The following is a 21,942-nucleotide window of genomic DNA, read 5'->3' as shown; positions in this document are numbered from 1 at the left end:
TTCTCAGGCGGCCGGGGGGCCCACCTGGTCGCGGTGGCAGACGCGGTTGCGGCCCAGGTTCTTGGCGGCGTAGAGCGCTTCGTCGGCCTGTATCCGCAACAGGTTGGCGTCGCCGCGCTGGCCGGTTTCGCAGGTGGCGATGCCGATGCTGAATGTCAGGTAGCGGTCGGTGGGCGAGCTGTCGTGCGGCAGGGCCATTGCCGCCAGGGCCAGCATGCATTTGTCTGCCATGGCGATGGCGCCCGCCGCATCGGTTTCGGGCAGCAGCAGGGCGAACTCTTCGCCGCCTATGCGGGCTGGCAGGTCTTGCTGGCGGCAGAGGTCTTTCAGCAGCGTGCCGACCTTCTGCAGGGCCACATCGCCCATGGGGTGGCCATACAGGTCGTTGTAGCGTTTGAAGTGGTCTACGTCCAGCACCAGCAAGGACAAGGGGGCGGGCCGGCGCGCCAGGCGCACGATCTCGTAGGCCAGGCGCTCGTCGAACTGGCGGCGGTTGGCGATGCCGGTGAGCGCATCGGTACTGGACAGTGTCTCCAGCGCATCCACCTGGCTGTGTAGCACCTGCAGCAGGGCGTTCACCCCCTGGGTCAGTGCGCCGATTTCATCGGGCCGCTTGGCAGTGAGTATGCGGTCCCAGCGCCGTGAGGAGGTCATCGTGGCCAGATCGGCCTGTAGCTGGCGGATGGGGCGCACCAGCCAGTGGTGTATGGCCAGCAGCAACACCAGGCCGGTGACCAGGGCCAGCGCGGCGAGCTGCCAGGCTACTTCTTGCAGGATGCGCTGGGCCTGCAGGGCCAGGTTGCGCGGCAGGTTCATGTGCACGGTGGAAAGGGGCTTGTCTTCCAGGTCACGCAGCAGGTAGTGCAAGGTGATGTTCTGGGGCTCGTAGGTGGCATGCACCTGGCGGTTGCTGAAGTATTTGAACTTGGGCAGCTCCCAGGCCAGCTCGACCGCGCCGGGGCTGTTGGGTTCCTCGGCGTGCGGTTCTATGGAAAAGGCGGCGCCGGCGTTTTGTGCGATGACGGCCATGGCGCCGTCGTCCAGCTCCTGCACCATCACCACCAGGCCGGCGGCAGTGCCCTGGCCGTCGCTGTGCACGATGGGCGTCCAGCACACGGCGGACAGGATCTTGCCGGCCTGCGTCAGCCCGCATTCGGTGGGCCTGGACTGCCAGGGATGGGCGGCCCAGCGGCGCTGCAGGGGGGCCAACACCTGCTCTGCATGCACCAGGCTGCCGTCACTCTGGGGGCGCCTGCCCATACCAACCAGCTGGCCCTGCTGGTCTACCAGCAGCACGGCGTTCAGATGCGAGGTCAGCATGGCGGCATCGCTGAGGTTGCTGTCTTCAAAGGCTTTGCTGCGCTGCTGCATGTGGCTGTACAGCTCGTCCCAGAAAGCCCAGTCGTGGTTGAGGATGCTGAGGGCTGCGAGCTGCTCGTCAAAGCCGCTGGCCACGCGCTTGACGCTGTCTTGGGCAAAGTGCTTTTCGATGGCGTCGAAGGCGGGCAGCAGCTTGCTTTGCATCAGCATCAGGCCCAGCCCGCCCATCAGCCCGAATACCAGCACAAACAGGGCGACGATGCGCGGGCCTATACCAAGCCCGCTCTGGGCCAGCCGAGCAAGCGGACCTTGTCTCAATGGGCCCATGGCGCAAACGCGAAGGTATGCATAGCGGCACAGCTTAGCGCTGTATCGGGGGCATAGCAATGCGGACAAAAATCTGGCGGGAGGGGCCGCCGGATTCAGGGCTCAGAGGTCTTGAACGGTGCTTAGCCAAACACCGCATGCCACAGCGTCAGCACCGCGTCCCGCTCGGCCTGCAGCGGCTCGGGTGCTACCTGGGTGGGGGTTTCATTCAGGCGTGCGTGGTGCTGTACCTTGCGCAGCACGCGGTAGGCATTGGCGGCCGCCATGCCTACGCCAGGGGGCAGCAGGCCCACGGTTTCGGCGCGCTGTAGCAGGGCGATATTGCCCACGTTGTCCTGCAGTGCCGGGTGTTGGGCCGCGTGGGCCAGCACTAGGTATTGCACGGCGAATTCGGCGTCCACCATGGCGCCGGGGCTGTGCTTCACGTCGAACTGGCCGCCGCGCACCGGGTGGGCGCCACGTACCTTGTTGCGCATGGCCACGATCTCGGCCTGCAGCGCAGGCAGGTCGCGCGGCGCGGTGATGACGGCCTGGCGCACGGCGTCGAAGCGCTGGTGCATATCGGCCGGGCCGAGCACGCAGCGCGCGCGCGTCATGGCCTGGTGTTCCCAGGTCCAGGCGGTGTTGCTGCCACGGCCTTGCTGGTAGCTGGCGTAGGCGTTCAAGGTGGTGACCAGCAGGCCAGAGTTGCCGTTGGGGCGCAGCGCGGTGTCGATCTCGAACAGGTCGCCCTCGGCGGTCTTCACGCTCAGCCAGTTGATCAGCTTGCGCACCAGGTTGGCATAGGCCTCGGGGGCGCGGTCGTCCTCGTCCTCGTAGACAAAAACAATGTCCAGGTCGCTGCCGTAGCCCAGTTCCTTGCCGCCCAGCTTGCCGTAGCCGATGACGGCAAAGCGCGGTTCGTCCAGGTGGCGGTTTTTCAGGCGCTGCCAGCACCAGCGGGCGGTGACGCGCAGCACCACATCGGCCAGTGCGCTCAGGTCGTCGGCCACCTGTTCCACGCTGGTGCGGCCTTCCACGTCGCGCGCCAGGGTGCGGAACAGCTCGGCATGGTGGGCGCGGCGCAGCAGGTTGAGCAGGGTTTCGTCGTCGTCTTCCTGGGTGGACTTTAGGGCGGCGCGGCGGGCTTCGAGTTCGGCCTCGAATTCGGCGGGCACAAAGCGCTCGGACAGCATGGTGTCCGCGGCCAGTTCGTCGATCACGCCCGGGTGTTGCTGCAGGTAGCGGGCCGGCCAGCGGGCCGCGCCCAGTAGGCGCAGCAGGCGCTGGTGGATGGCCGGGCGCTCCAGCAGCAGGGCCAGGTAGCTTTCACGGCGCAGCAGGGATTCGATCCAGTCCATCCAGCGCAACGCGCCTTCTTCGCTGGCCGTGCCGTCGCGCAGCCAGCCGGCGGTGCGCTGCACCAGGCGCGACAGGCGGGCGCGGGGAGCGTCACGCAGCGCCTGGATGCGGCTGTTTTCGGCCCATTGCAGCAGGCGCGCGCGCAGAGGTTCTTGCAATTGTTCAGCCAGGGTGGCCAGGTCCGGGACATTGCCCAGGTCGTTGCTGCCCATGCTCTTGGCGCCTTTGCAGCTGCCGCCCTTGCATTCTTTTTTGCCCGCGCCGCCCAGCAGGGTGTCGAACTCTTGCGCCACGCGTTCACGGTGGCTATCCAGCTCGCACAGGAAGGCGCAGCAGTCGGGGTAGCCCATGGTGTGGGCGATCCAGGCCAGGTCTTCGTCGGCGGTGGGCAGCACATGGGTTTGCTGGTCGTCCAGGTACTGGATGCGGTGCTCCACCCGGCGTAAGAAAGAATAGGCCTGGGCCAGTGCGTCGGCGGTGGCCTGGGGCATCAGGCCGGCGCGGGCCAGGCGCTGCAACGCATCCAGCGTGGGGCGGGTGCGCAGCTCGGGGAACTGGCCGCCGCGCACCACCTGCAGCAGCTGTACGGTGAATTCGATCTCGCGTATGCCGCCGCGCGACAGCTTCACGTCGTTGGCGCGTTCGGGCCGGCCGGCGCTACGCCGCGCCGAGTGTTCGCGGATCTGCTGGTGCAGGTTGCGCAGGGCGTCGAACACGCTGTAGTCTAGGTAGCGGCGGAACACGAAGGGCAGCACCACACCGCGCAGCGCGCAGGCGTCCTGGATGCAGGCGCGCGGCGCCACCACCCGGCTTTTGAGCCAGGCAAAGCGCTCCCATTCGCGGCCTTGCTGCTGCAGATAGTCTTCCAGTGCGTCCAGCGACAAGGCCACCGGGCCGGAGTTGCCATGCGGACGCAGCGCCAGGTCCACGCGGAACACAAAGCCGTGCTCGGTGGTGTCACCCACCAGGGCGTAAATGGTCTTGACCGCTTTGCCGAAGTACTCGTGGTTGGAGATGCGGCCCCGGCCCTCGGGTGTGCCGGCGGTTTCGCCCTCGGTGTTGTAGATGTAGATCAGGTCGATGTCGCTGGACACATTCAGCTCGCGCGCCCCCAGCTTGCCCATGCCGATGACCCACAGCTGGGCGCGCTGGCCGTCCGGGCCCAGGGGCATGCCGTGCTGGGCGTCCAGGGTCTGCTGTGCGTAGGTGCAGGCGGCGTCCAGGGCGATTTCGGCCAGCACGGTGACCGCGTGGGTCACCACGGCCAGCGGAGCCTGTTCGTCACAGTCCAGGCTGACCAGGCGCTCCATCACCAGCTGGCGCAGGCTGCGCAGGGCGGCGCCTAGTTCCAGGCCCTGGGCCAACAGGGCAGCCAGGGTGTATTGCATGCTGTCGTAGGTCGGCGGGCCGGGCGGCAGCAGGTCCAGCTGATCGGCATAACGGCGGCGCAGGCGCTGCACAAAGCGCGAATGCTCCGACAGAGGGGAGGTGGGGGGCTGGCTTATTAACAAAACTTCACCGTTTCGCTTGGGCTGCGCCACAGGGGGGCGAAGCATGGGAGTGATAATTCTTGTTGCATCCATGTGTCCAATGACTGAATCTAAGCCCCAACCTACGCGTCTGCTGCGACTGGCTGCCAAGGCAGCGCCCTGGGGCCTGGGCCTGGTAGCGGCGGCGTGGTTGGTGTTGGCCATCGCTTGGGGGGCCTTGCACGGCTGGATTGTGCCGCGAATCGGCGAGTTTCGCCCGCAGCTGGAAGCGCAGGCCAGCCTGGCTGTGGGGTTGCCGGTGCGCATAGGCTCGATTTCTGCACATTCCACGGGCTGGATACCGTCGGTGGAGCTGCGCGACGTGGCCATATTGGACCCGCAGGGCCGTGAAGCCTTGCGCTTGCCGCGCGTGTTGGCTGCCTTGTCGCCCGCCTCGCTGCTGAAGCTGGGGTTTGAACAACTGGTGATAGACCAGCCCGAACTGGATGTGCGCCGCAGCGCCGATGGCCGCCTGCTGGTGGCCGGGCTGGATGTGTCGCGCGGCGACAGCCAGGACACCCGGGCGCTGGACTGGTTGTTTTCCCAGACCGAGCTGGTGGTGCGCGGTGGCACCGTGCGCTGGACCGACGAGCAGCGCGGCGCCCCACCGCTGGCTTTGAGCGCGGTGGACTTTGTGATGCGCAACAAGGGCCTGCGCCACAGCCTGCGCCTGGACGCGTCGCCGCCGGCCGAATGGGGTGAGCGCTTCAGCGCCATGGCCCAGTTCCGTCAGCCGCTGTTGAGTGTGCACCGGGGCCGTTGGAAGGAATGGGATGGCCCGGTGTACGCCAGCCTGCCCCGGGTGGATGTGTCGCAGCTGCGGCAATACACCGACCTGGGCCTGGACGTGGCCCAGGGTGTGGGGGCTTTGCGGCTATGGGCCGAGTTGCAGCACGGCAAGCTGCAGGCCGCCACGGCCGACGTGGCCCTGGCCAATGTGCGCGTTCAACTGGGGGCCGATCTGCAGCCCCTGGCCTTGCAGCAGCTGCAGGGCCGCCTGGCCGGGCGCCCCCTGGCTGGCGGCGTCGAGTTCAGCACCGAGGGTCTGCAGTTCACTACCGACGCGGGCGTGCAGTGGTCCGGCGGCAATGTGTTTGCCCGGGTGCAAAAAAACCAGGGCCAGCTGCGCGCCGACCGCCTGGACCTGGCGACCCTGGCGCAGATTGCCGAGCGCCTGCCGTTGGGCCCGGATGTCCATACGGCGCTGGATACTTATGCCCCCAAAGGCCTGGTTGAGCGCATCGAGGCCAGCTGGCAGGGCGATGTGGCGGCGCCCACGCAGTTCCAGGCCAAGGGCCGTGCGACGAACTTGGACGTGGGTGGTGCTGCGGTGCTGGGCGTGCGTGGCGCCACTCTGGACTTTGACGTGAACCAGGCCGCAGGCAAGGCCAGTCTGCAGATCGCCCAGGGCGCACTGGAGCTGCCCGGCGTGTTTGAAGAACCCGTGCTGCCGGTGGACCAGTTGTCGGCCGGCCTGGCCTGGAAGATCGATGGCAAGGCGTTGTCTGTGCAGGTCAGCGATATGCGTTTTGCCAACCCCGACCTGGAAGGCACGCTGCAGGCCAGCTGGCACACCAGCGACCCGGCGCGCTCCGGCAGCCGTTCGCGCTTCCCCGGCGTGCTGGACCTGCAAGGCCAGCTGAGCCGGGCCGAGGGTGCACGCGTGCACCGCTACCTGCCGCTGTCGCTGCCCGAGACGCGCCACTACTTGCGCGAAGCCCTGGTGGCCGGCAGTTCGGACCGGGTGAAGTTCCGCGTCAAGGGGGATCTGCACGACTTCCCCTTTCTGAAGCCACAGCAGGGCGAGTTCCGCGTGGTGGCCGAGGTAAAGAACGCCACTTACGCCTACTCGCCGCCCAGCCTGCACCCCGCGGGCAGCCTGCCCTGGCCGGCGCTGGAGCAGCTGTCGGGCGAGCTGGTGCTGGACCGCAGCTCTCTGCAGGTCAACCGGGCTACCGCGGTGCTGGCCGGTGCGCCGAACCTGCGCATCAGCCAGGCCGAGGTGCAGATTGCCGATGTGGAGTATGCCGTGGTGGTGTTCAAGGGCCAGGGGCGCGGCCCCCTGCCCGATATGCTGGGCGCGATGGCGCGCTCCCCGCTGGCGGCGCTGACCGAGCATGCACTGGACCGCGCCAGCGGCACCGGCATGGCCGATATCCGCTTGCAGCTGCAGCTGCCGATAGACAAGATCGAGCAGAGCAAGATCCAGGGCAGCCTGGTGCTGAACGGCAACGACTTGCAGGTGGTACCCGGCACCGTGGGCCTGGAGAAGGTGCGCGGCGTGGTGAATTTCACCGAGTCGGGCTTTACCGTGGCGGGCGGCCAGGCGCGTTTGCTCGGGGGCGAGGCGCGTATTGACGGAGGCACGCGGACGCCGGCGGCGGCTAACAACCCGACTGCCGCTGTGGCCTCGCGCGATGTGGGCCTGCAATTCCGCGTGCAGGGCGTGGCCACGGCCGACGGCCTGCGCCAGGCCCCGGGGCTGGGTAGCTTGTCGCGCTTGACTGCTCGCATCAGCGGCAGCACAGCCTATTCCGCGGTGCTGGGCTTGCGCCAGCAGGTGCTGGAAGTGGCCGTCAACAGCACGCTGCAAGGCATGGCCCTGGACCTGCCTGCGCCCTATAAAAAGTCGGCCGAGGTTGCCATGCCCTTGCGGTTTGAAAACGCCCTGCTGCCCAGCCCGGCTGGCACGCTGCGCGACCGCCTGTCCCTGGACCTGGCCGGTATCGGTAGTGTGGCCTATGTGCGTGATGTGAGCGGACCCGAGCCCCGGGTGCTGCGCGGCAGCATGGCTGTGGGCCTGCCAGCGGGCGAGACGGTGGCCATGCCGGAAGAAGGCGTGGCCGCGAACATCCGCGTGGACAGCATCAACACCGATGCCTGGGATCGTATTTTGGCTTCCACCCCTGGCGCCACCGGCCTGGCTGCGGTGGACCCGAACGCGATCGCCTATCTGCCCACAGCCTTGAACTTGCGCGCCAATACGCTCACCGCCCATGGCCGCACCCTGCACCGCCTGGTGCTGGATAGCACCCGCCAGGGCACGACCTGGCATGGGAATGTGGATGCCGAGGAGCTCAATGGCTATGTGGAATTTCGCCAGCCTGGCGGCGGTAGCCCCGGCCGCGTCTACGCCCGCCTGGCCCGCCTGACCCTGACGCCCAGCGCCAGCACCGAGGTCAACACCTTGTTCGACGAGCCCACCGAGAGCGTGCCGGCGCTGGACATCGTGGTGGATGAGCTGGAGCTCAAGGGCAAGAAGCTGGGCCGGGTGGAGGTGGATGCGGTCAACCGCGGCATGCGCGACTGGCGACTGAACAAGCTCATCATCACCACCCCGGAGGCCCAGCTCAGCGCCACCGGCAACTGGACGGCGCTGGCCAGCGCGGCCCTGCCCGCGGCGCCGGGCCTGGCATCGGGCTATATGCCGCACCGCTCGGTAATGAACTTCAAGCTGGACATCAATGATGCCGGTGCCCTGCTCACCCGCCTGGGCATGGCCGGTGTGATCCGGCGTGGCAAGGGGCAGATGGAGGGCCAGGTGGCCTGGGTAGGCTCGCCCCTGTCGCTGGACTACCCCTCGTTGGGCGGGCAGTTCAATCTGGAGGTGGAAAACGGCCAGTTCCTCAAGGCCGACCCCGGCCTGGCCAAGCTGCTGGGCGTGCTGAACCTGCAGGCCCTGCCGCGCCGGTTGACGCTGGATTTCCGCGATGTGTTCAGCGAAGGCTTTGCGTTCGACTTCATCCGTGGCGATGTGCGCATAGACCAGGGCACGGCCAGCACCAACAACCTGCAGATGAAGGGCGTGAACGCCGCCGTGCTGATGGAAGGCAGCGCCAGCATCCCGAACGAAACGCAGAACCTGAAGGTGGTGGTGGTGCCCGAGATCAACGCCGGCACGGCTTCGCTGGTGGCCACCGTCATCAACCCGGCCATCGGCATAGGTTCCTTCCTGGCCCAGTGGTTCCTGCGCCGCCCCCTGACCGAGGCCGCCACGCAGGAATTCCATATCGACGGCACCTGGGCCGACCCGAAAATCACCAAGGTGCCGCATAAGATCTCGGAAAGCAAAGCCGATCTGCCACCCAAGCCAGGAACCACGCCATGAAAGTCGCCGCCATCCAGATGGTCTCCAGCACCAGCCTGACGGCGAACCTGGAGCGTGCCGGCCAACTGCTGGCCGAGGCGGCGGCCGGTCGCGCCGAGCTGGCCGTGCTGCCCGAGTACTTTTGCCTGCTGGGCCGCAAGGACACCGACAAGCTGCAGATCCAGGAGGCCTATGGCAGCGGCCCCATCCAGGACTTTTTGGCCCGCAGCGCGCGCCAGCTGGGCATGTGCATCGTGGGCGGCACGCTGCCGTTGACCATCGGTGACGGCAGCCGGGTGCGCAACAGCAGCCTGGTGTTCGACGCCACGGGTGCCTGCGTGGCGCGCTACGACAAGATCCATCTGTTCCGCTTCGACAACGGGCAGGAGCGCTTTGACGAGTCGCGTGTGCTGGAGCCCGGCAGCGAGCCTGTGTTGTTCGAGCTGGTGGCGCGCGACGGCCAGCGTTGGCGCATCGGCTTGAGCGTGTGCTACGACCTGCGCTTTCCCGAGCTGTACCGGCGCTACGCTGCCCAGGGCGCGGATGTGTTGCTGGTGCCCAGCGCCTTCACCCACACCACCGGCCAGGCCCACTGGGAGCTGTTGCTGCGCACCCGCGCGGTGGAAAACCTGGCCTATGTGCTGGCCCCGGCCCAGGGCGGCCTGCACGAGAACGGCCGCCGCACCTGGGGCCATAGCATGCTGGTGGACCCCTGGGGAACCGTGCTGGCCCAGCATGCCGAGGGCGAGGCCGTGGTGGCTGGCCTGCTGGACGCCGCGCAACGCGACAGCTACCGCCGCCAGCTGCCGGCGCTGGAGCACCGGGTTCTGTGAAAGCCCTGCGCTGGCCACGCGGCCCGGCGGGACACCGCTGGTTCTTGTGGGGGCTGCTGCTGGGCTTGATGCTGCTGCTGCTGGTCACCCTGGTGTGGCTGGCCGGGCGCTTTGAAGCCAGCCAGGTGCAGGAAAAGCTGGAGCGCGACGCCGCCGATGTGGTCAACGATATCCGCAGCGGCCTCACGCGCAATGTGCAAAGCCTGCAGGCCCTGCATGCGCGCGATCCTTCACCGAGTATCTGGACCGACAACGCCACCCAGTTCATGGGCGAGCACCGCGAGCTGCTGCGCGTGGAGTGGCGCACCCCGGCGATGGACACCCTGGCCGCAGTGGATTCGCCGTTTCGTCCGCCCGCGTTCGACATGCTGGGCCGTGGCTATGCCCAGGCCGATGTAGCCCTGGGCTGCGCCACGGCCCGCCGCTTCAATGGCGCGGCCTATTCCACCAATTACTTTTTGCCCCAGAAGGACGGCCTGGGTATGGAGGTGATGGAGGTCTGCCTGCCCTTGGCCGCGGGCGGTGGCATCACGGGTTATGTAGTGGCCACCTATTCGCTGCCGGAGATTCTGGCCGGCCTGGTGGGCCGGCAGCTGACGCGCAGCCAGGAAGTGTCGTTTGCCGAGGCCGATGGCGCGCGCCTGGCGCTGAACGGCGTGGCGCGGCGTGGCACGCCGGTGTTCACCGCCCGCCAGCTGCTGGACCTGCCTGGCAACACCCTGGTGGTGCGGCTGGACAGCTGGCGCGGCGCGCCCGGCGTGTTTCCCAACCTGATGATGGCCCTGGTGACGCTGATGTCGCTGGCGCTGATCACTGTCACCGTGCTGCTGGCGCGCGACACGCGGCTGCGCCAGCGCGCCGAGCGCGGCCTGGCCGAGGCCCTGGCGTTTCGCAAGGCCATGGAGGATTCGCTGCTGACCGGGCTGCGCGCGCGCGATCTGCAGGGCCGCATCACCTACGTCAACCCGGCGTTTTGCCAGATGGTGGGCTTCAGCGTGGAAGAGCTGGCCGACCACGCCATGCCCGCCCCCTACTGGCCACCCGACCTGGCCGAGGAATACCAGCAGCGCCAGGAAGTGCGCCTGGCCGGCAATGCGCCGCCGCGCGAGGGCTTCAGCTCGGTCTTCATGCGCAAGGACGGCACCCGCTTCCCGGTGCTGATCATCGAGGCCGCCTTGATCGACGCCCAGGGCACGCAAACCGGCTGGATGAGCGCGGTGGTGGACCTGACTGAGCAGCGCCGGATCGAAGAGCTGTCGCGCACCAGCCAGGACCGGCTGCAGGCCACGGCCCGCCTGGCCACCGTGGGCGAGATGGCATCCCTGCTCAGCCACGAGCTGAACCAGCCGCTGGCCGCCATCTCCAGCTACGCCACCGGCTCGCTGAATTTGCTGCAGGCCGACGCGCTGGACGGCGCCGACCTGGCCATGGCCATGCGCCGCATTGCCGAGCAGGCCGAGCGCGCAGGCAAGGTGATACGCAGCGTGCACGACTTCGTGCGCCGCCGTGCCGAGTCGCGCGAGGCCGTGGCACCGCAGACCTTGCTGGACGCCATCATGCCCCTGGTGGAGCTGCAGGCCCGCAAGCTGGGCGTGCAGGTACAGACCGAGCTGCCGGCCCATCTGCCCGCCGTGCTGTGCGACCGCACCATGGTCGAGCAGGTGCTGCTGAACCTGGCCCGCAACGCCATGCAGGCCATGGACCAGCCGAACATTAGCCAGCGCCTGCTGGTGCTGCGCGTCAGCCTGGCCGGGGCGGCATTGCGTGCCTCCCAGCCCAGCGGCTGGCTGGAGTTCGCCGTGCTGGACCAGGGCGACGGCATCCCCGAAGACGTGGCCCAGCGCCTGTTCACACCCTTCTTCACCACCAAGCTGGAAGGCATGGGCCTGGGCCTGAGTTTGTGCCGTACGGTGGTGGAGCAGCATGGGGGATTCTTGGGATTCGAGGCCAACTATCCGCGTGGTACCGTGTTCCGATTCACCCTGCCCACGGTGAAGTAAACGGAGCCCGCCATGCAACCCATACAAGACGCCACCGTATTCATTGTGGACGACGACACCAGCGTGCGCGACGCGCTGTCCTGGCTGTTGCGCTCGCGCCGCCTGTTCAGCGAGAGTTTTCCCAGCGCCGAAGTGTTCGACGCCATGCTGGGCCCCGACTTCACGCCGCGCCAGGCCTGCTGCGTGCTGCTGGACGTGCGCATGCCCGGCATGAGCGGCCTGGCCTTGTTCGACAAGCTGGTGGCCCGGGGCCTGCATACGGCCATGCCGGTGATCTTCTTGACCGGCCATGCCGATGTGCCCACCGCGGTGGACGCGGTCAAGCGCGGAGCCTTTGACTTCTGCGAAAAGCCGTTTTCCGACAACGCGCTGGTGGACCGCATCGAGCAGGCGCTGCAGCAGTCGGCCCAGCATCTGCAGCGGCTGCATAGCCGCAGCCAGCTGCAGACCCGGGTGGACGAGCTGACCGAGCGCGAGCGCGACGTCATGCGCCTGGTGGTGCAGGGCCTGCCGAACAAGCTGGTGGCCGATCAGTTGGACATCAGCGTGCGCACGGTGGAGGTGCACCGCGCCCGGGTGTTCGACAAGATGGAAGTGAAGTCGGCCGTCGAATTGGCCAACTTGCTACAGAAGATGTAGCTGCTTGCGCAGATTATTCCTGCGCTGGAGGCCTTTTTTCCTCAGAGTCCTTGGGCTCGCTGGGGGGCTGGATAATCTCCCTTATTTCCCCATTGCTGCGGCCCGAGAACATAGTCCACCAGACTATCAGCACCAGTAACAAGCCCGCCCCTAGCGCTTCAAGCAATAGCAACACCATGAACCGACTCCTTCAGCAATCTGTGATGGCCGCGATTGTAGGAACCCTGGCCGCCTGCGCCACCCGCATGCCCGACTACACCCCTGAGCCCAGCCCGCCCGCCACCCCGACTGCGCCCGAAGCGCCGCCCTTCGTGGTACCGGGCGACACCGGCCCGCTGCCCGCGCCCATCGTGCAGGGCAAGAGCCGCTGGACCCCCGTGCGCTGGGCCGAGCTGCCCGGCTTCGCCCAAGACCCGCTGTTTGAGGCCTGGAACGCCTGGATCAAAAGCTGCGAACGCCCCAGCCCGGTACACGCCGCCTTGTGCAAGGACGTGCGCCGCCTCAGCATAGGCACGGGCGACGAACAGCGCGCCTGGATGGTGGCCCGCTTCCAGCCCTACCGCGTCGAGCCCCTGCAGGGCAGTTCTGAGGGCCTGCTGACCAGCTACTACGAGCCCCTGATGGATGCCACCCGCAACCCCACCAGCGCCTCTGCCGTGCCCCTGTACCGCCCGCCCGCCACCCTGGGCCAGCGCAAGCCCTGGTACACCCGGCAAGAGATGGACACCCTGCCCGAGGCCAAGGCCCAGCTGGCCGGCCGCGCCATCGCCTGGCTGGCCGACCCGGTGGACGCGCTGGTGCTGCAGATCCAAGGCTCGGGCCGGCTGCGCATCACCGAGGCCGACGGCAGCCAGCGTCTGGTGCGCCTGGCCTATGCCGGCACCAACGACCAGCCCTACAAGAGCGTGGGCCGCTGGCTGCTGGACCAGGGCCTGGTGCGCGACGCCACCTGGCCCGGCATCAAGGCCTGGATCGCCCAGAACCCGCAGCGTGTCAACGAGCTGCTGTGGAGCAACCCGCGCATGGTGTTTTTCCGCGAAGAGGTGTTGTCTGAATTCGATGCCGCCTTCGGCCCGCGTGGCGCCCAGGGTGTGGCGTTGACCCCTGGCCGATCCATCGCGGTGGACCCGGCCAGCATCCCCTACGGCACCCCCGTGTGGCTGGCCTCCAGCGGCCCCAACGTGCAGCTGCAAAAGCTGGTGCTGGCCCAGGACACCGGCAGCGCCATCGTCGGCGCGGTGCGCGCCGACTACTTCGCTGGCTGGGGCCCCGAGGCGGGCGAGCTGGCTGGCCGCCTGAAGCAGCCGCTGAAGCTATGGGTGCTGTGGCCTAAGTAGGCCGGTGCATTGCGATCGCCGCGCTGCGTTCGGGGGCTCATATTTCACACCCCTGCCGCAGGCGGGGCGTTTTGCGCCAACCAGGTATCAAAAGCCTCCTTGGCGTTGCGGCGCAGGGCCAGTTCGTAGGTGTCTTTGTCGCTCAGGTAGAGGCAGTGGCGGATCACGGTGTAGGGGTTGAACTTGAGGCTGTCGTTGCGGTCCTCGAAATACAGCTTGTACTTCTTTACCGTCCCGATCTGGTGGCGCACGATGGAGTTGAATTCGCTGCGGTTGATCTTGGGCGACCAAGACTTGATGCTCTCCACAAAGCTGTCCACCTTGGCCGGCTCAAAGCTAAAGTCTTTGAAGAAGTGGTTCACGATTTTCAGAAAGGTGAAGGCATTGAGCTCGCTCTGCGCATGGCCGTCGCGCGTGGGGGCGCGGGTGTCGGGGGTTGCTTCCGCCACGGCCGATTCATCCGGGGCGGACTGCAGGCCGGCTTCCGTTTCATCGCGGATCTGCCGAAACTCGCGGTCGGCCAGTTCGAACAACGCCGCTAAAACATTGATGCGTCGCTTGAGCGGGCTGGGGATCGATTTTTTGTACTTGATCTGGTGGTCCAGCACGCTCCAGGAGTCCTGGATGATGGTGCGCACCTGCAACTCAAACTGCCTGATATGCAGCGTGGCGTCGGGCGCCAGGCCCACATCCTCGGCCCGAAAACCCAGGTCCAGGTGCAGGCCCTTGTAGCCGAAGGAATCGTCGGTGCCCTCCACCTTGGCGATCTTGTCGGAGATTTCGATCACGCTGAAGCTGGGCCGTATCTGTTCTGCAATCTTCCAGATTTCGTCTTCATACAGGCACACGACGCGGATACCAATCAGATCCGTCAGATGGTCCTGGATCGCATAGGGCTGGTTGGCCTCTTCCAACGCATAACGGTATTTGTTGGTGAATTTTCGCAGGCACTCATCGCGGTCTTTGATCCGCCCCTCCACCTTGACCCCCTGGACACCGCCAGCACCGCCCAGCAACTCGGCGATGCGGCTTTGCAAGCTCTGGCACATGGTGTCGAGCAGGGACGCCTGGTTGGAATAGAACGCCGTGAAGAGCTGTTCTTCCTGGTCAAATTGGAGTGATGCCATGGTCAAGAAATGGGAACGTGATGGTCACGGTCAGGTGTATTGTGGATGCGTGCCCGCATCATAGAACCCATGGCTTCGCCCCCCGTACCAGGCGCTGCATGGTACGGGGGGCGGATCGATTATTGCTCTTAAATTAATAGCTGATTGTGCAGCTATCTTCTGCGCTAGCGGTCGATTGGGTTTGTAGGCGCTGCTTGGCTTGTGGACGCCATAGGTATCCCTGGCCGGGATATGCGGCCAGGGATCGCATGGGCGTCAGAAGCATCCACATCACCTCAAACCGCATAGAAGTATCTGGAAGAAAAAAGAGGCCTCAGCGCAGGTTCCATCTGCGCTGGAGGCCCATTTTTGAAAACGCGGCGAGCCGCTCAGAACTTGTAAGTCACACCCACGCCCAGGCGCGATGCGTCCAGCGTAGCGCTGCCGTCTGCGTGATCCACTTTCAGCCTGCGGTAGGCGGTGTACAGCCGGGTGCTTTTGGACAGATCGTAGGTGCCCATCAGGCTCAGGCCGCTGGCGTCCACCACCTTTTGGCCCGCGCCGCTATCGGTCACTGCGCTGGCGTAGCCTATGGCCACGGTGGCTGCGCCAAACGGGGCGTCCAGGCCCAGCTGCCATTCCCTGGATTTTTGCGTGCCGGTGGCGCGCTCGTCGCTTTGGCGTTGCATGGCGCCGACCAGGCGGGCCGGGCCGAAGTTGTAGTGGCCGGCGACCAAATGGAACTTGTTGGCGCCAGTGGTGTAGTGCTCCAGCTGGCGCGCATAGCCTATGCGCAGCGGGCCCGAGGTGTATTCCACGTGGCCGGTGAGCATGCGCGGCGCATCGGTGGCGGTGGTGGCGCCTTCGGGGGCGCTGTAGCTCAGCGAGCCCTTGACCGGGCCAATGAAGGGGCTGGCGTAGTAGACCGTGTTGTTGCCGCGCGCCAGGTAGTCGCTACCGGTCACGGCGGGCAGGCTGTTGGCGGCGGTGCTGCCCGCACCCCAGACCTGGCCGGTCGAGGCAAAGCCCGATGAGTCGTACAGCTGGTTGGTGGAGCCGCGCAGTGCGTCAAACGCGGTCAGCATGCGGCCCAGGCGCAGCTCGCCAAAGTCACCGGCCAGGCCCACGTAGGACGCGCGGTTAAAGCCGTTGTCCGAGTTGGAGACCTTGCTGACGCTGCCATTGTCGATGCTGATGCCTTGCTCCAGCACGAACCTGGCCTGCAGGCCGCCGCCCAGGTCTTCGGAGCCGCGCAGGCCCCAGCGACTGGCCTGCGCGCCGCCGCTGTCCACCACCGAGCCCGTGCCGGGCGGGGTGGCGCCCACCTTGTGGTTTGTCTGGCCCACCCAGGCATCGACGATGCCGTACAGGGTGACGCTGGATTGGGCCGAGGCGGCGCCGGCGAGGCTGGTTAGAACCAGGGTGGCTAGTAATTTGGCTTGCATGAACCTTGTCTCCGATGGATAAAGTTATTCGAATTGGTAGTACGTCAGTCGTCAGATGACTTGGGCGATACTAAGAACGAATAAAGAACATGCCCATCGGTAAAAACCCTGAACGTCAGATGCCTTGGCAGCCTGCGTGCTGCCCGGTCGTGGTTTCAGAGCGTGAAAACCTGCCTAAAACCTAGGAATGCTCTGCATAACTCCCGGCGGTTGTGGCACCACATCCTCGCCAAAGTTATGCAGAGCATCCCTGGGCGACTTTCAGTCCTGGACGGCGTAGCTGCTGCGCATGCGCTCGCGGCTATTGCTCAGGTGCATGAACATGGCGGCGCGGGCGGCAGCGGCATCGCCGCGGGCGATGGCGTCATAGATGGCCTCATGCTCGCGCTGGGTGATGGCTTTGCCGCTTTCCAGCAGGGGTTGGGCCTCGCCGAAGCGGGCCGCGGTCTTGTCGACATTTGTACTGTTGGTCGCCACCGCCCCGTCGGACGGGTTGCGGCGGATGGTGGCGTTGCCCAGGCTGCACAGCACTTCTTCAAAGTATTCGTTGCCCGTGGCGGCGGCAATCTGCACGTGGAACTGGAAGTCGTGTTCGGTGGTGCTGCCGCCAACGCGGCGTTGCGCATCGAAGGCGTCCAGCGCGGCGCGCATGGCCTGCAGGTGCTCGTCACGCCGGCGCATGGCGGCCAGGCTGGCGGCTTCGGATTCCAGGCTGATGCGCAGCTCCAGCATGGCCAGCTTCTGGCGCACCTGCACATCACGCGAGGCGATGGCCAGCAGCGGCTCGGGCGCCGGAGTGGCCAGCACGAACGTGCCCACGCCTTGCCGGGTTTCGACCAGGCCACGGGCCTGCAGGCGCGACATGGCCTCGCGCACCACCGTGCGGCTGACATTGAATTCGCGCATCAGGCTGGGCTCGGGCGGCACCCGGTCGCCGGGCTTCAGGGCGCCGCTGTGTATGCGTTCGGAGACGCCGTCCACCACGCGCTGTGGTTGGCTTTTGGCACGCAGGGGTTGTTCTTGCAGCAGGGTGCTCATGGACGGGCGCTCGGGTGGATAGCTGGCAACTATAACGCTGCCGTGTGGCTCGCCTGACGACTGATGCACAAGCCCCAAGAGCAGGTTTTACAGAGAGACCAAGGGTTTGTACCAGGAATACACGTCAGACGTGTTGCCTAGAATTGCACAAAGTCTGACGACTGATGAATCAAAAGGATGGATATGAAAATCGTAAGCGTGCACGGCACGGAGTTCAGCTTCCCCACCCGCCGTTCGGTGGATTCCGCGGGCCATTCCCATCCCGGCCCCGAGGGTCTGGGCAAGATGGCCATGCTGACCATCACCACCGATGACGGCCATAGCGGCTACGCGTTCGCGCCACCCGAAGTGATTCGCCCCCATGTGCTCGAAGCCTTTGTGCGCAAGGTGCTGATCGGCCAGAACGCTTTCCAGCGTGAATACCTCTGGCAGGGCCTGGAGCACTGGCAACGCGGCAGCGCCGGCCAGCTGACCGACCGGGCCCTGGCCGCCGTGGACCAGGCGCTGTGGGACCTGGCCGGCCGTGCGCTGGGCCAGCCGGTCTACCGCCTGATCGGCGGCTACCGCGACAAGGTGCCGGCCTATGGCAGCACCATGTGCGGTGACGAGCTGGAAGGCGGCCTGTCCACCCCCGACGAATACGCCGCCTTTGCCGAGAAGCTGGTGTCGCGCGGCTACAAGGCGCTGAAGCTGCACACCTGGATGCCGCCGGTGTCGTTCGCGCCCAGCGTGGCGATGGATATCAAGGCCTGCGCCGCGGTGCGCGAAGCCGTGGGCCCGCACATCCCGCTGATGCTGGATGGCTACCATGACTACAGCCGCATGGACGCACTCACCATCGGCCGCGCGTTGGAGAAGCTCAACTTCACCTGGTTCGAGGAAATGATGAACGAGCAAAGCATGGCCTCGTATGCCTGGCTGGCCGACCAGCTGGACATCCCCATCGTTGGCCCGGAAAGCCTGTCCGGCAAGCACCACAGCCGTGCCGACTGGGTCAAGGCCGGTGCCTGCGACATCTTGCGCGCCGGCGTGCCGGGCGTGGGCGGCATCTCGCCCACGCTGAAGGTGGCGCACCTGGCCGAATCGTTTGGCATGCAGTGCGAGGTGCACGGCAACGGCGCGGCCAACCTGGCGGTGTGCGCGGCTATCAAGAACTGCCGCTGGTACGAGCGCGGCCTGCTGCACCCCTTCCTGGATTACGACGAAGTGCCGGCCTATCTGAACACCCTGGCCGACCCGATGGACGCCGAGGGCTATGTGCATTTGTCGCAGCTGCCGGGCCTGGGCGAAGACATCAACTTCGACTACATCGAAGCCCATACACGCCTGAAGTATTGACGCGCCGCCGGCCCGTCAATCCCGAGGAGACAAGTCAATGCATAACAATAAATGGTGGTGCCCCGCAGCGCTGGCGCTGTGCCTGCTGGTCACCGGCGCCGGGGCTAAAACGCCGGTGGACCAGCTGATCGTCGGCTTCAGCATGAATAATCTGCTGTCGTTGGACCCGGCCGCCGCCACCGGCAACGACGTGGTGGAAATCAACACCAATCTGTACGACTACCTGATCGAGCTGGACGCCAACAACGTGGGCCAGATCCAGCCCGGCCTGGCCGAGCGCTGGACGGTCGCGCCCGACCGGCGCAGCATCACCCTGAACCTGCGCTCCGGCGTCAAGTTCCAGTCGGGCAATATGCTGACCGCTGCAGACGCGGCCTGGTCGCTGCAGCGCGTGCTCAAGCTGAACCTGGCCATGGCCTCGCCCTGGAAGAGCTACGGCTTCAGCGCCAAGAATGTGGAGAAGATGGTGCGCGCCACCGACGCGCAAATCCTGGTGATCGACCTGCCCAAGCCCACCGACCCGAAGATGGTGCTGTTCACCCTGGCCACCTCGGTCAGCGCCGTGGTGCTGGACCGCAAGGCCGTGATGGCGCAAGAGGTGAACGGCGATATGGGCGCGGCCTGGCTGACCACGCACGCGGCCGGCTCCGGCCCGTTCTCCTTGTCCGAATGGCGCGCCAAAGACACGCTGATCATGAACCGCTTCGACGGCTACTGGCGCGGCCCGGCCAAGATGAAGCGGGTGGTGATGCGCCACATGACCGAATCGCAGTCGCTGCGCTTGATGCTGCAGCGTGGTGACCTGGACGTGGCTTCGGGCATGTCGGTGCCCGATCTGGAAGCCATGAAGCACAACCCCGACGCGGTGGTGCAGGCCATGCGCCGCGGCACGCTGTACTACGTGGCGCTGAGCATGAAGGACGCCAAGTTTGCCGACCAACGTGTGCGCCTGGCGCTGCGCAAGCTGATCGATTACGACGGCATCAACAGTGCCGTCATGCCCAACTATGGCGTGCCCAACCAGCGCCCGGTGCAGCTGGGCCTGGCCGCCACATTGCCCAGCCCGGCCTATGTGCTGGACGTGGCCGGCGCGAAGAAGCTGCTGGCCGAGGCCGGCTTCCCCAACGGCTTCAAGACCAGCATCCGCGTGCTGGCCGACCCGCCCTTCATCAACATCGCCACCAGCCTGCAGTCCACACTGGCGCAGGCCGGCATTGATGCCAGCGTGCTGTCGGGCACCGGCAACCAGGTCTACGGCGCCATGCGCGACCGCAAGTTTGAAATATTGGTGGGGCGCGGCGGCGGCGGTGTGGAGCCGCACCCGCACGGCAGCCTGCGCGCCCTGGTGCTCAACCCCGACAACAGCGACGCGGCAAAGCTCACCAACTTCCAGGGCTGGCGCACATCGTTCTTCAACCCCGAGCTGAACGCACTGATCGCCAAGGCCGAGGTCGAGCCCGACGAAGCCAAGCAGACCGCCGAGTACGAAAAGGTGCAGCGGTTGTATGAAACCGAGGTCGGCGCCATCCAGCCCATCTCGCAAATGGTGGACACCGTGGTGGTGCGCAAGGACTTGCGCAACTACCAGGGCCATCCATCGGCGACGACACGCTTGCGTGACGTCTACAAGCAGCGTTGAGCCCAGCCCTCTTATTCCGGAGACATGCTCTTGTCCTCTTCCAAAACTTCCAAGCTCTTGCGGGCGCTAGGCCAGCGCGCCTTCAGCGTGGTGCTGACGCTGCTCGGCCTGCTGCTGCTGACCTTTGTGATTGGCCGGGTCATGCCACTGGACCCGGTGCTGTCCATCGTCGGCCTCGATGCCGATAAATCCACCTATGAGCAGGTCTACAAACAGCTGGGGCTGGACCGGCCGCTGACCGTGCAGTTCGGCTACTACCTGCGCGACCTGCTGCATGGCGACCTGGGCAAGGCCATGCTCACCGGCCACAAGGTCACCGAAGACCTGGTGCGGGTGCTGCCCGCCACCGTGGAGCTGGCCACCATGGCCATTCTGCTGGGCGCCTGCATAGGCATTCCGCTGGGTGTGTACGCCGCCACCCGGCGTGGCCAACTGGCCGACCATGTGGTGCGTGTGATCAGCCTGTTTGGCTACTCCACACCGGTGTTCTGGTTCGGCATGATGGGCCTGCTGGTGTTCTATGCCTGGCTGGACTGGGCTGGCGGCGCGGGCCGGGTGGACCTGGCGTTTGACGGCATCGTGCCCACGCGCAGCGGCCTGTTGCTGCTGGACTCGGCCCTGGCCGGCGACTGGGAGGTGTTCCGCAGCGCGCTCAAGTTCCTCATCCTGCCGGCCAGCATTCTGGGTCTGCACTCCATGGCCTATATCAGCCGCATGACGCGCAGCTTCATGCTGGCCCAGCTGTCGCAGGAGTACATCACCACGGCGCGGGTCAAGGGCCTGTCGGAGCGCAGTGTGGTCTGGCGCCATGCGTTTCGCAACATCCTGGTGCAGCTGCTGACCATCGTGGCCCTGGCCTACGGCGGCCTGCTGGAGGGTGCGGTGCTGATAGAGACCGTGTTCGCCTGGCCCGGCTTCGGCCAGTACCTGACCAGCAGCCTGCTGCTGGGCGACATGAATGCCGTGATGGGCTGCGTGCTGGTAGTGGGTGTGATCTTCGTCACCCTGAACCTGGTCTCCGACGCCCTGTACCAAGTCTTTGACCCGAGAACACGCTGATGGCCACGCTTACCTACGACCCCACACATAACGCGACACCGGAATCTGCCGCCCAGGCGCTGCGGCAGAACCTGGCCCGCGGCACCCGCCGGCTGCTGCGCAATCCCATGACCGTCGCCGGCATGGTGGTGGTGGCCCTGCTGCTGCTGGTGGCGCTGTTCGCCCCGGTCATCGCCACGCACAACCCTTTGCTACAAGATTTGAAGCAGGCGCTGCAGGCGCCATCTGCGGCGCACTGGTTTGGCACCGATGAATACGGGCGCGACATCTTTAGCCGCCTGGTACATGGTTCGCGCATCTCGCTCTACATCATCCTGCTGGTGACGGTGATCGTTGGCCCGGTCGGCCTGGCCGTGGGCAGCATGGCGGGCTATTTCGGCGGCTGGGTGGACAACCTGTTCATGCGCATCACCGACATCTTCATCTCCTTCCCCAGCCTGGTGTTGGCCCTGGCCTTCGTGGCCGCGCTGGGCCCTGGGCTGGACCACGCGGTGATCGCCATCGCGCTCACCGCGTGGCCGCCGATTGCCCGGCTGGCGCGGGCCGAAACCCTGTCGCTGCGCCACGCCGATTACGTGGTGGCCGCGCAGTTGCAAGGTGCTTCCAGCAGCCGCATCCTGCTGCGCTATATCGCGCCCATGCTGATGTCGTCGGTGGTGGTGCGCCTCACCATGAACATGGCCAGCGTGATCCTTACCGCTGCCGGCCTGGGTTTTCTGGGCCTGGGCGCGCAGCCGCCGCTGCCCGAATGGGGCACCATGATTTCCAGCGGCCGCCGCTACATGATCGAATGCTGGTGGCTGGTCGCCGCACCCGGCGCCGCCATCATGCTGGTGAGCCTGGCCTTCAACCTGCTGGGTGACGGCCTGCGCGACGTGCTCGACCCGCGCAGCGAATAAGGACC

14 protein-coding genes are annotated in these 21,942 nt (G+C 66.3%); 9 read left to right on the top strand and 5 right to left on the bottom strand.

From position 1 onward, the window contains the following. Nucleotides 1-3: 3 nt before the first annotated feature. Both AC07VY_RS04085 and glnE read right to left on the bottom strand, forming a co-directional pair. On the bottom strand, nt 4-1,647 hold the full coding sequence (locus AC07VY_RS04085) for a sensor domain-containing diguanylate cyclase (RefSeq protein ID WP_495096399.1): 1,644 nt from the start codon (nt 1,645-1,647) through the stop codon (nt 4-6). Nucleotides 1,648-1,769: 122 nt separating this feature from the next. Next, nucleotides 1,770-4,544 (bottom strand): bifunctional [glutamate--ammonia ligase]-adenylyl-L-tyrosine phosphorylase/[glutamate--ammonia-ligase] adenylyltransferase, encoded by a 2,775-nt coding sequence (gene glnE, locus AC07VY_RS04080; protein WP_495096398.1) that lies wholly within the window; start codon nt 4,542-4,544, stop codon nt 1,770-1,772. A 34-nt stretch (nt 4,545-4,578) separates the two neighbouring features. Between glnE and AC07VY_RS04075 the strand changes: the two genes are divergently transcribed. From AC07VY_RS04075 to mltA, 5 genes are all read left to right on the top strand, one after another. Next, on the top strand, nt 4,579-8,625 hold the full coding sequence (locus AC07VY_RS04075; protein ID WP_495096397.1) for a YhdP family protein: 4,047 nt from the start codon (nt 4,579-4,581) through the stop codon (nt 8,623-8,625). Continuing rightward, nucleotides 8,622-9,437, top strand: coding sequence for a carbon-nitrogen hydrolase family protein (locus AC07VY_RS04070; protein WP_495096396.1), 816 nt, complete (start codon nt 8,622-8,624; stop codon nt 9,435-9,437). The genes AC07VY_RS04075 and AC07VY_RS04070 overlap by 4 nt, the downstream gene beginning before the upstream one ends. Nucleotides 9,438-9,442: 5 nt before the next feature. Then, nucleotides 9,443-11,437 carry a two-component system sensor histidine kinase NtrB gene (locus AC07VY_RS04065; RefSeq protein ID WP_495096416.1) on the top strand — a complete coding sequence of 665 codons (1,995 nt, stop codon included), beginning with the start codon at nt 9,443-9,445 and terminating at the stop codon, nt 11,435-11,437. Nucleotides 11,438-11,449: 12 nt separating this feature from the next. After that, a complete protein-coding gene (locus AC07VY_RS04060) occupies nt 11,450-12,076 on the top strand; it encodes a response regulator transcription factor (protein WP_495096395.1) in 627 nt (208 codons plus the stop codon). 110 nt (nt 12,077-12,186) lie between these two features. Beyond that, nucleotides 12,187-13,413: a murein transglycosylase A gene (gene mltA, locus AC07VY_RS04055; protein ID WP_495096415.1), complete on the top strand. Its 1,227-nt coding sequence runs from the start codon at nt 12,187-12,189 to the stop codon at nt 13,411-13,413. 44 nt (nt 13,414-13,457) lie between these two features. On the opposite strand, the gene AC07VY_RS04050 is transcribed toward mltA, so the two are convergent. From AC07VY_RS04050 to AC07VY_RS04040, 3 genes are all read right to left on the bottom strand, one after another. Further along, the gene (locus AC07VY_RS04050; RefSeq protein WP_495096394.1) at nt 13,458-14,540 is read right to left on the bottom strand and encodes a GTP pyrophosphokinase; all 1,083 of its coding nucleotides are present in this window, start codon (nt 14,538-14,540) and stop codon (nt 13,458-13,460) included. 368 nt (nt 14,541-14,908) lie between these two features. Beyond that, nucleotides 14,909-15,964, bottom strand: coding sequence for a porin (locus AC07VY_RS04045; protein WP_495096393.1), 1,056 nt, complete (start codon nt 15,962-15,964; stop codon nt 14,909-14,911). A gap of 261 nt (nt 15,965-16,225) precedes the next feature. Further along, complete coding sequence (locus AC07VY_RS04040; protein WP_495096392.1) at nt 16,226-17,002, bottom strand: FadR/GntR family transcriptional regulator; 777 nt, start codon at nt 17,000-17,002, stop codon at nt 16,226-16,228. Nucleotides 17,003-17,185: 183 nt separating this feature from the next. Here AC07VY_RS04040 and AC07VY_RS04035 point away from each other — a divergent pair, with 183 nt between their 5' ends. Genes AC07VY_RS04035 through AC07VY_RS04020 form a run of 4 tightly spaced genes read left to right on the top strand, consistent with a single transcriptional unit; the run spans nt 17,186 to nt 21,937 of the window. Next, the gene (locus AC07VY_RS04035) at nt 17,186-18,340 is read left to right on the top strand and encodes a mandelate racemase family protein (protein WP_495096391.1); all 1,155 of its coding nucleotides are present in this window, start codon (nt 17,186-17,188) and stop codon (nt 18,338-18,340) included. A gap of 37 nt (nt 18,341-18,377) precedes the next feature. Next, the gene (locus AC07VY_RS04030; RefSeq protein ID WP_495096390.1) at nt 18,378-19,979 is read left to right on the top strand and encodes an ABC transporter substrate-binding protein; all 1,602 of its coding nucleotides are present in this window, start codon (nt 18,378-18,380) and stop codon (nt 19,977-19,979) included. Between the two features lie 57 nt (nt 19,980-20,036). Beyond that, complete coding sequence (locus AC07VY_RS04025) at nt 20,037-21,038, top strand: ABC transporter permease (RefSeq protein ID WP_495096414.1); 1,002 nt, start codon at nt 20,037-20,039, stop codon at nt 21,036-21,038. Then, on the top strand, nt 21,038-21,937 hold the full coding sequence (locus AC07VY_RS04020; RefSeq protein ID WP_495096389.1) for an ABC transporter permease: 900 nt from the start codon (nt 21,038-21,040) through the stop codon (nt 21,935-21,937). Before AC07VY_RS04025 ends, AC07VY_RS04020 begins: the two co-directional genes overlap by 1 nt. Nucleotides 21,938-21,942 lie beyond the last annotated feature (5 nt).

The sequence above is a fragment of the Rhodoferax sp. GW821-FHT02C08 genome (genome assembly GCF_059421805.1).
The sequence above is the reverse complement of the archived record's forward strand: the minus strand, read 5'-3'. Positions and strand labels throughout refer to the sequence as shown.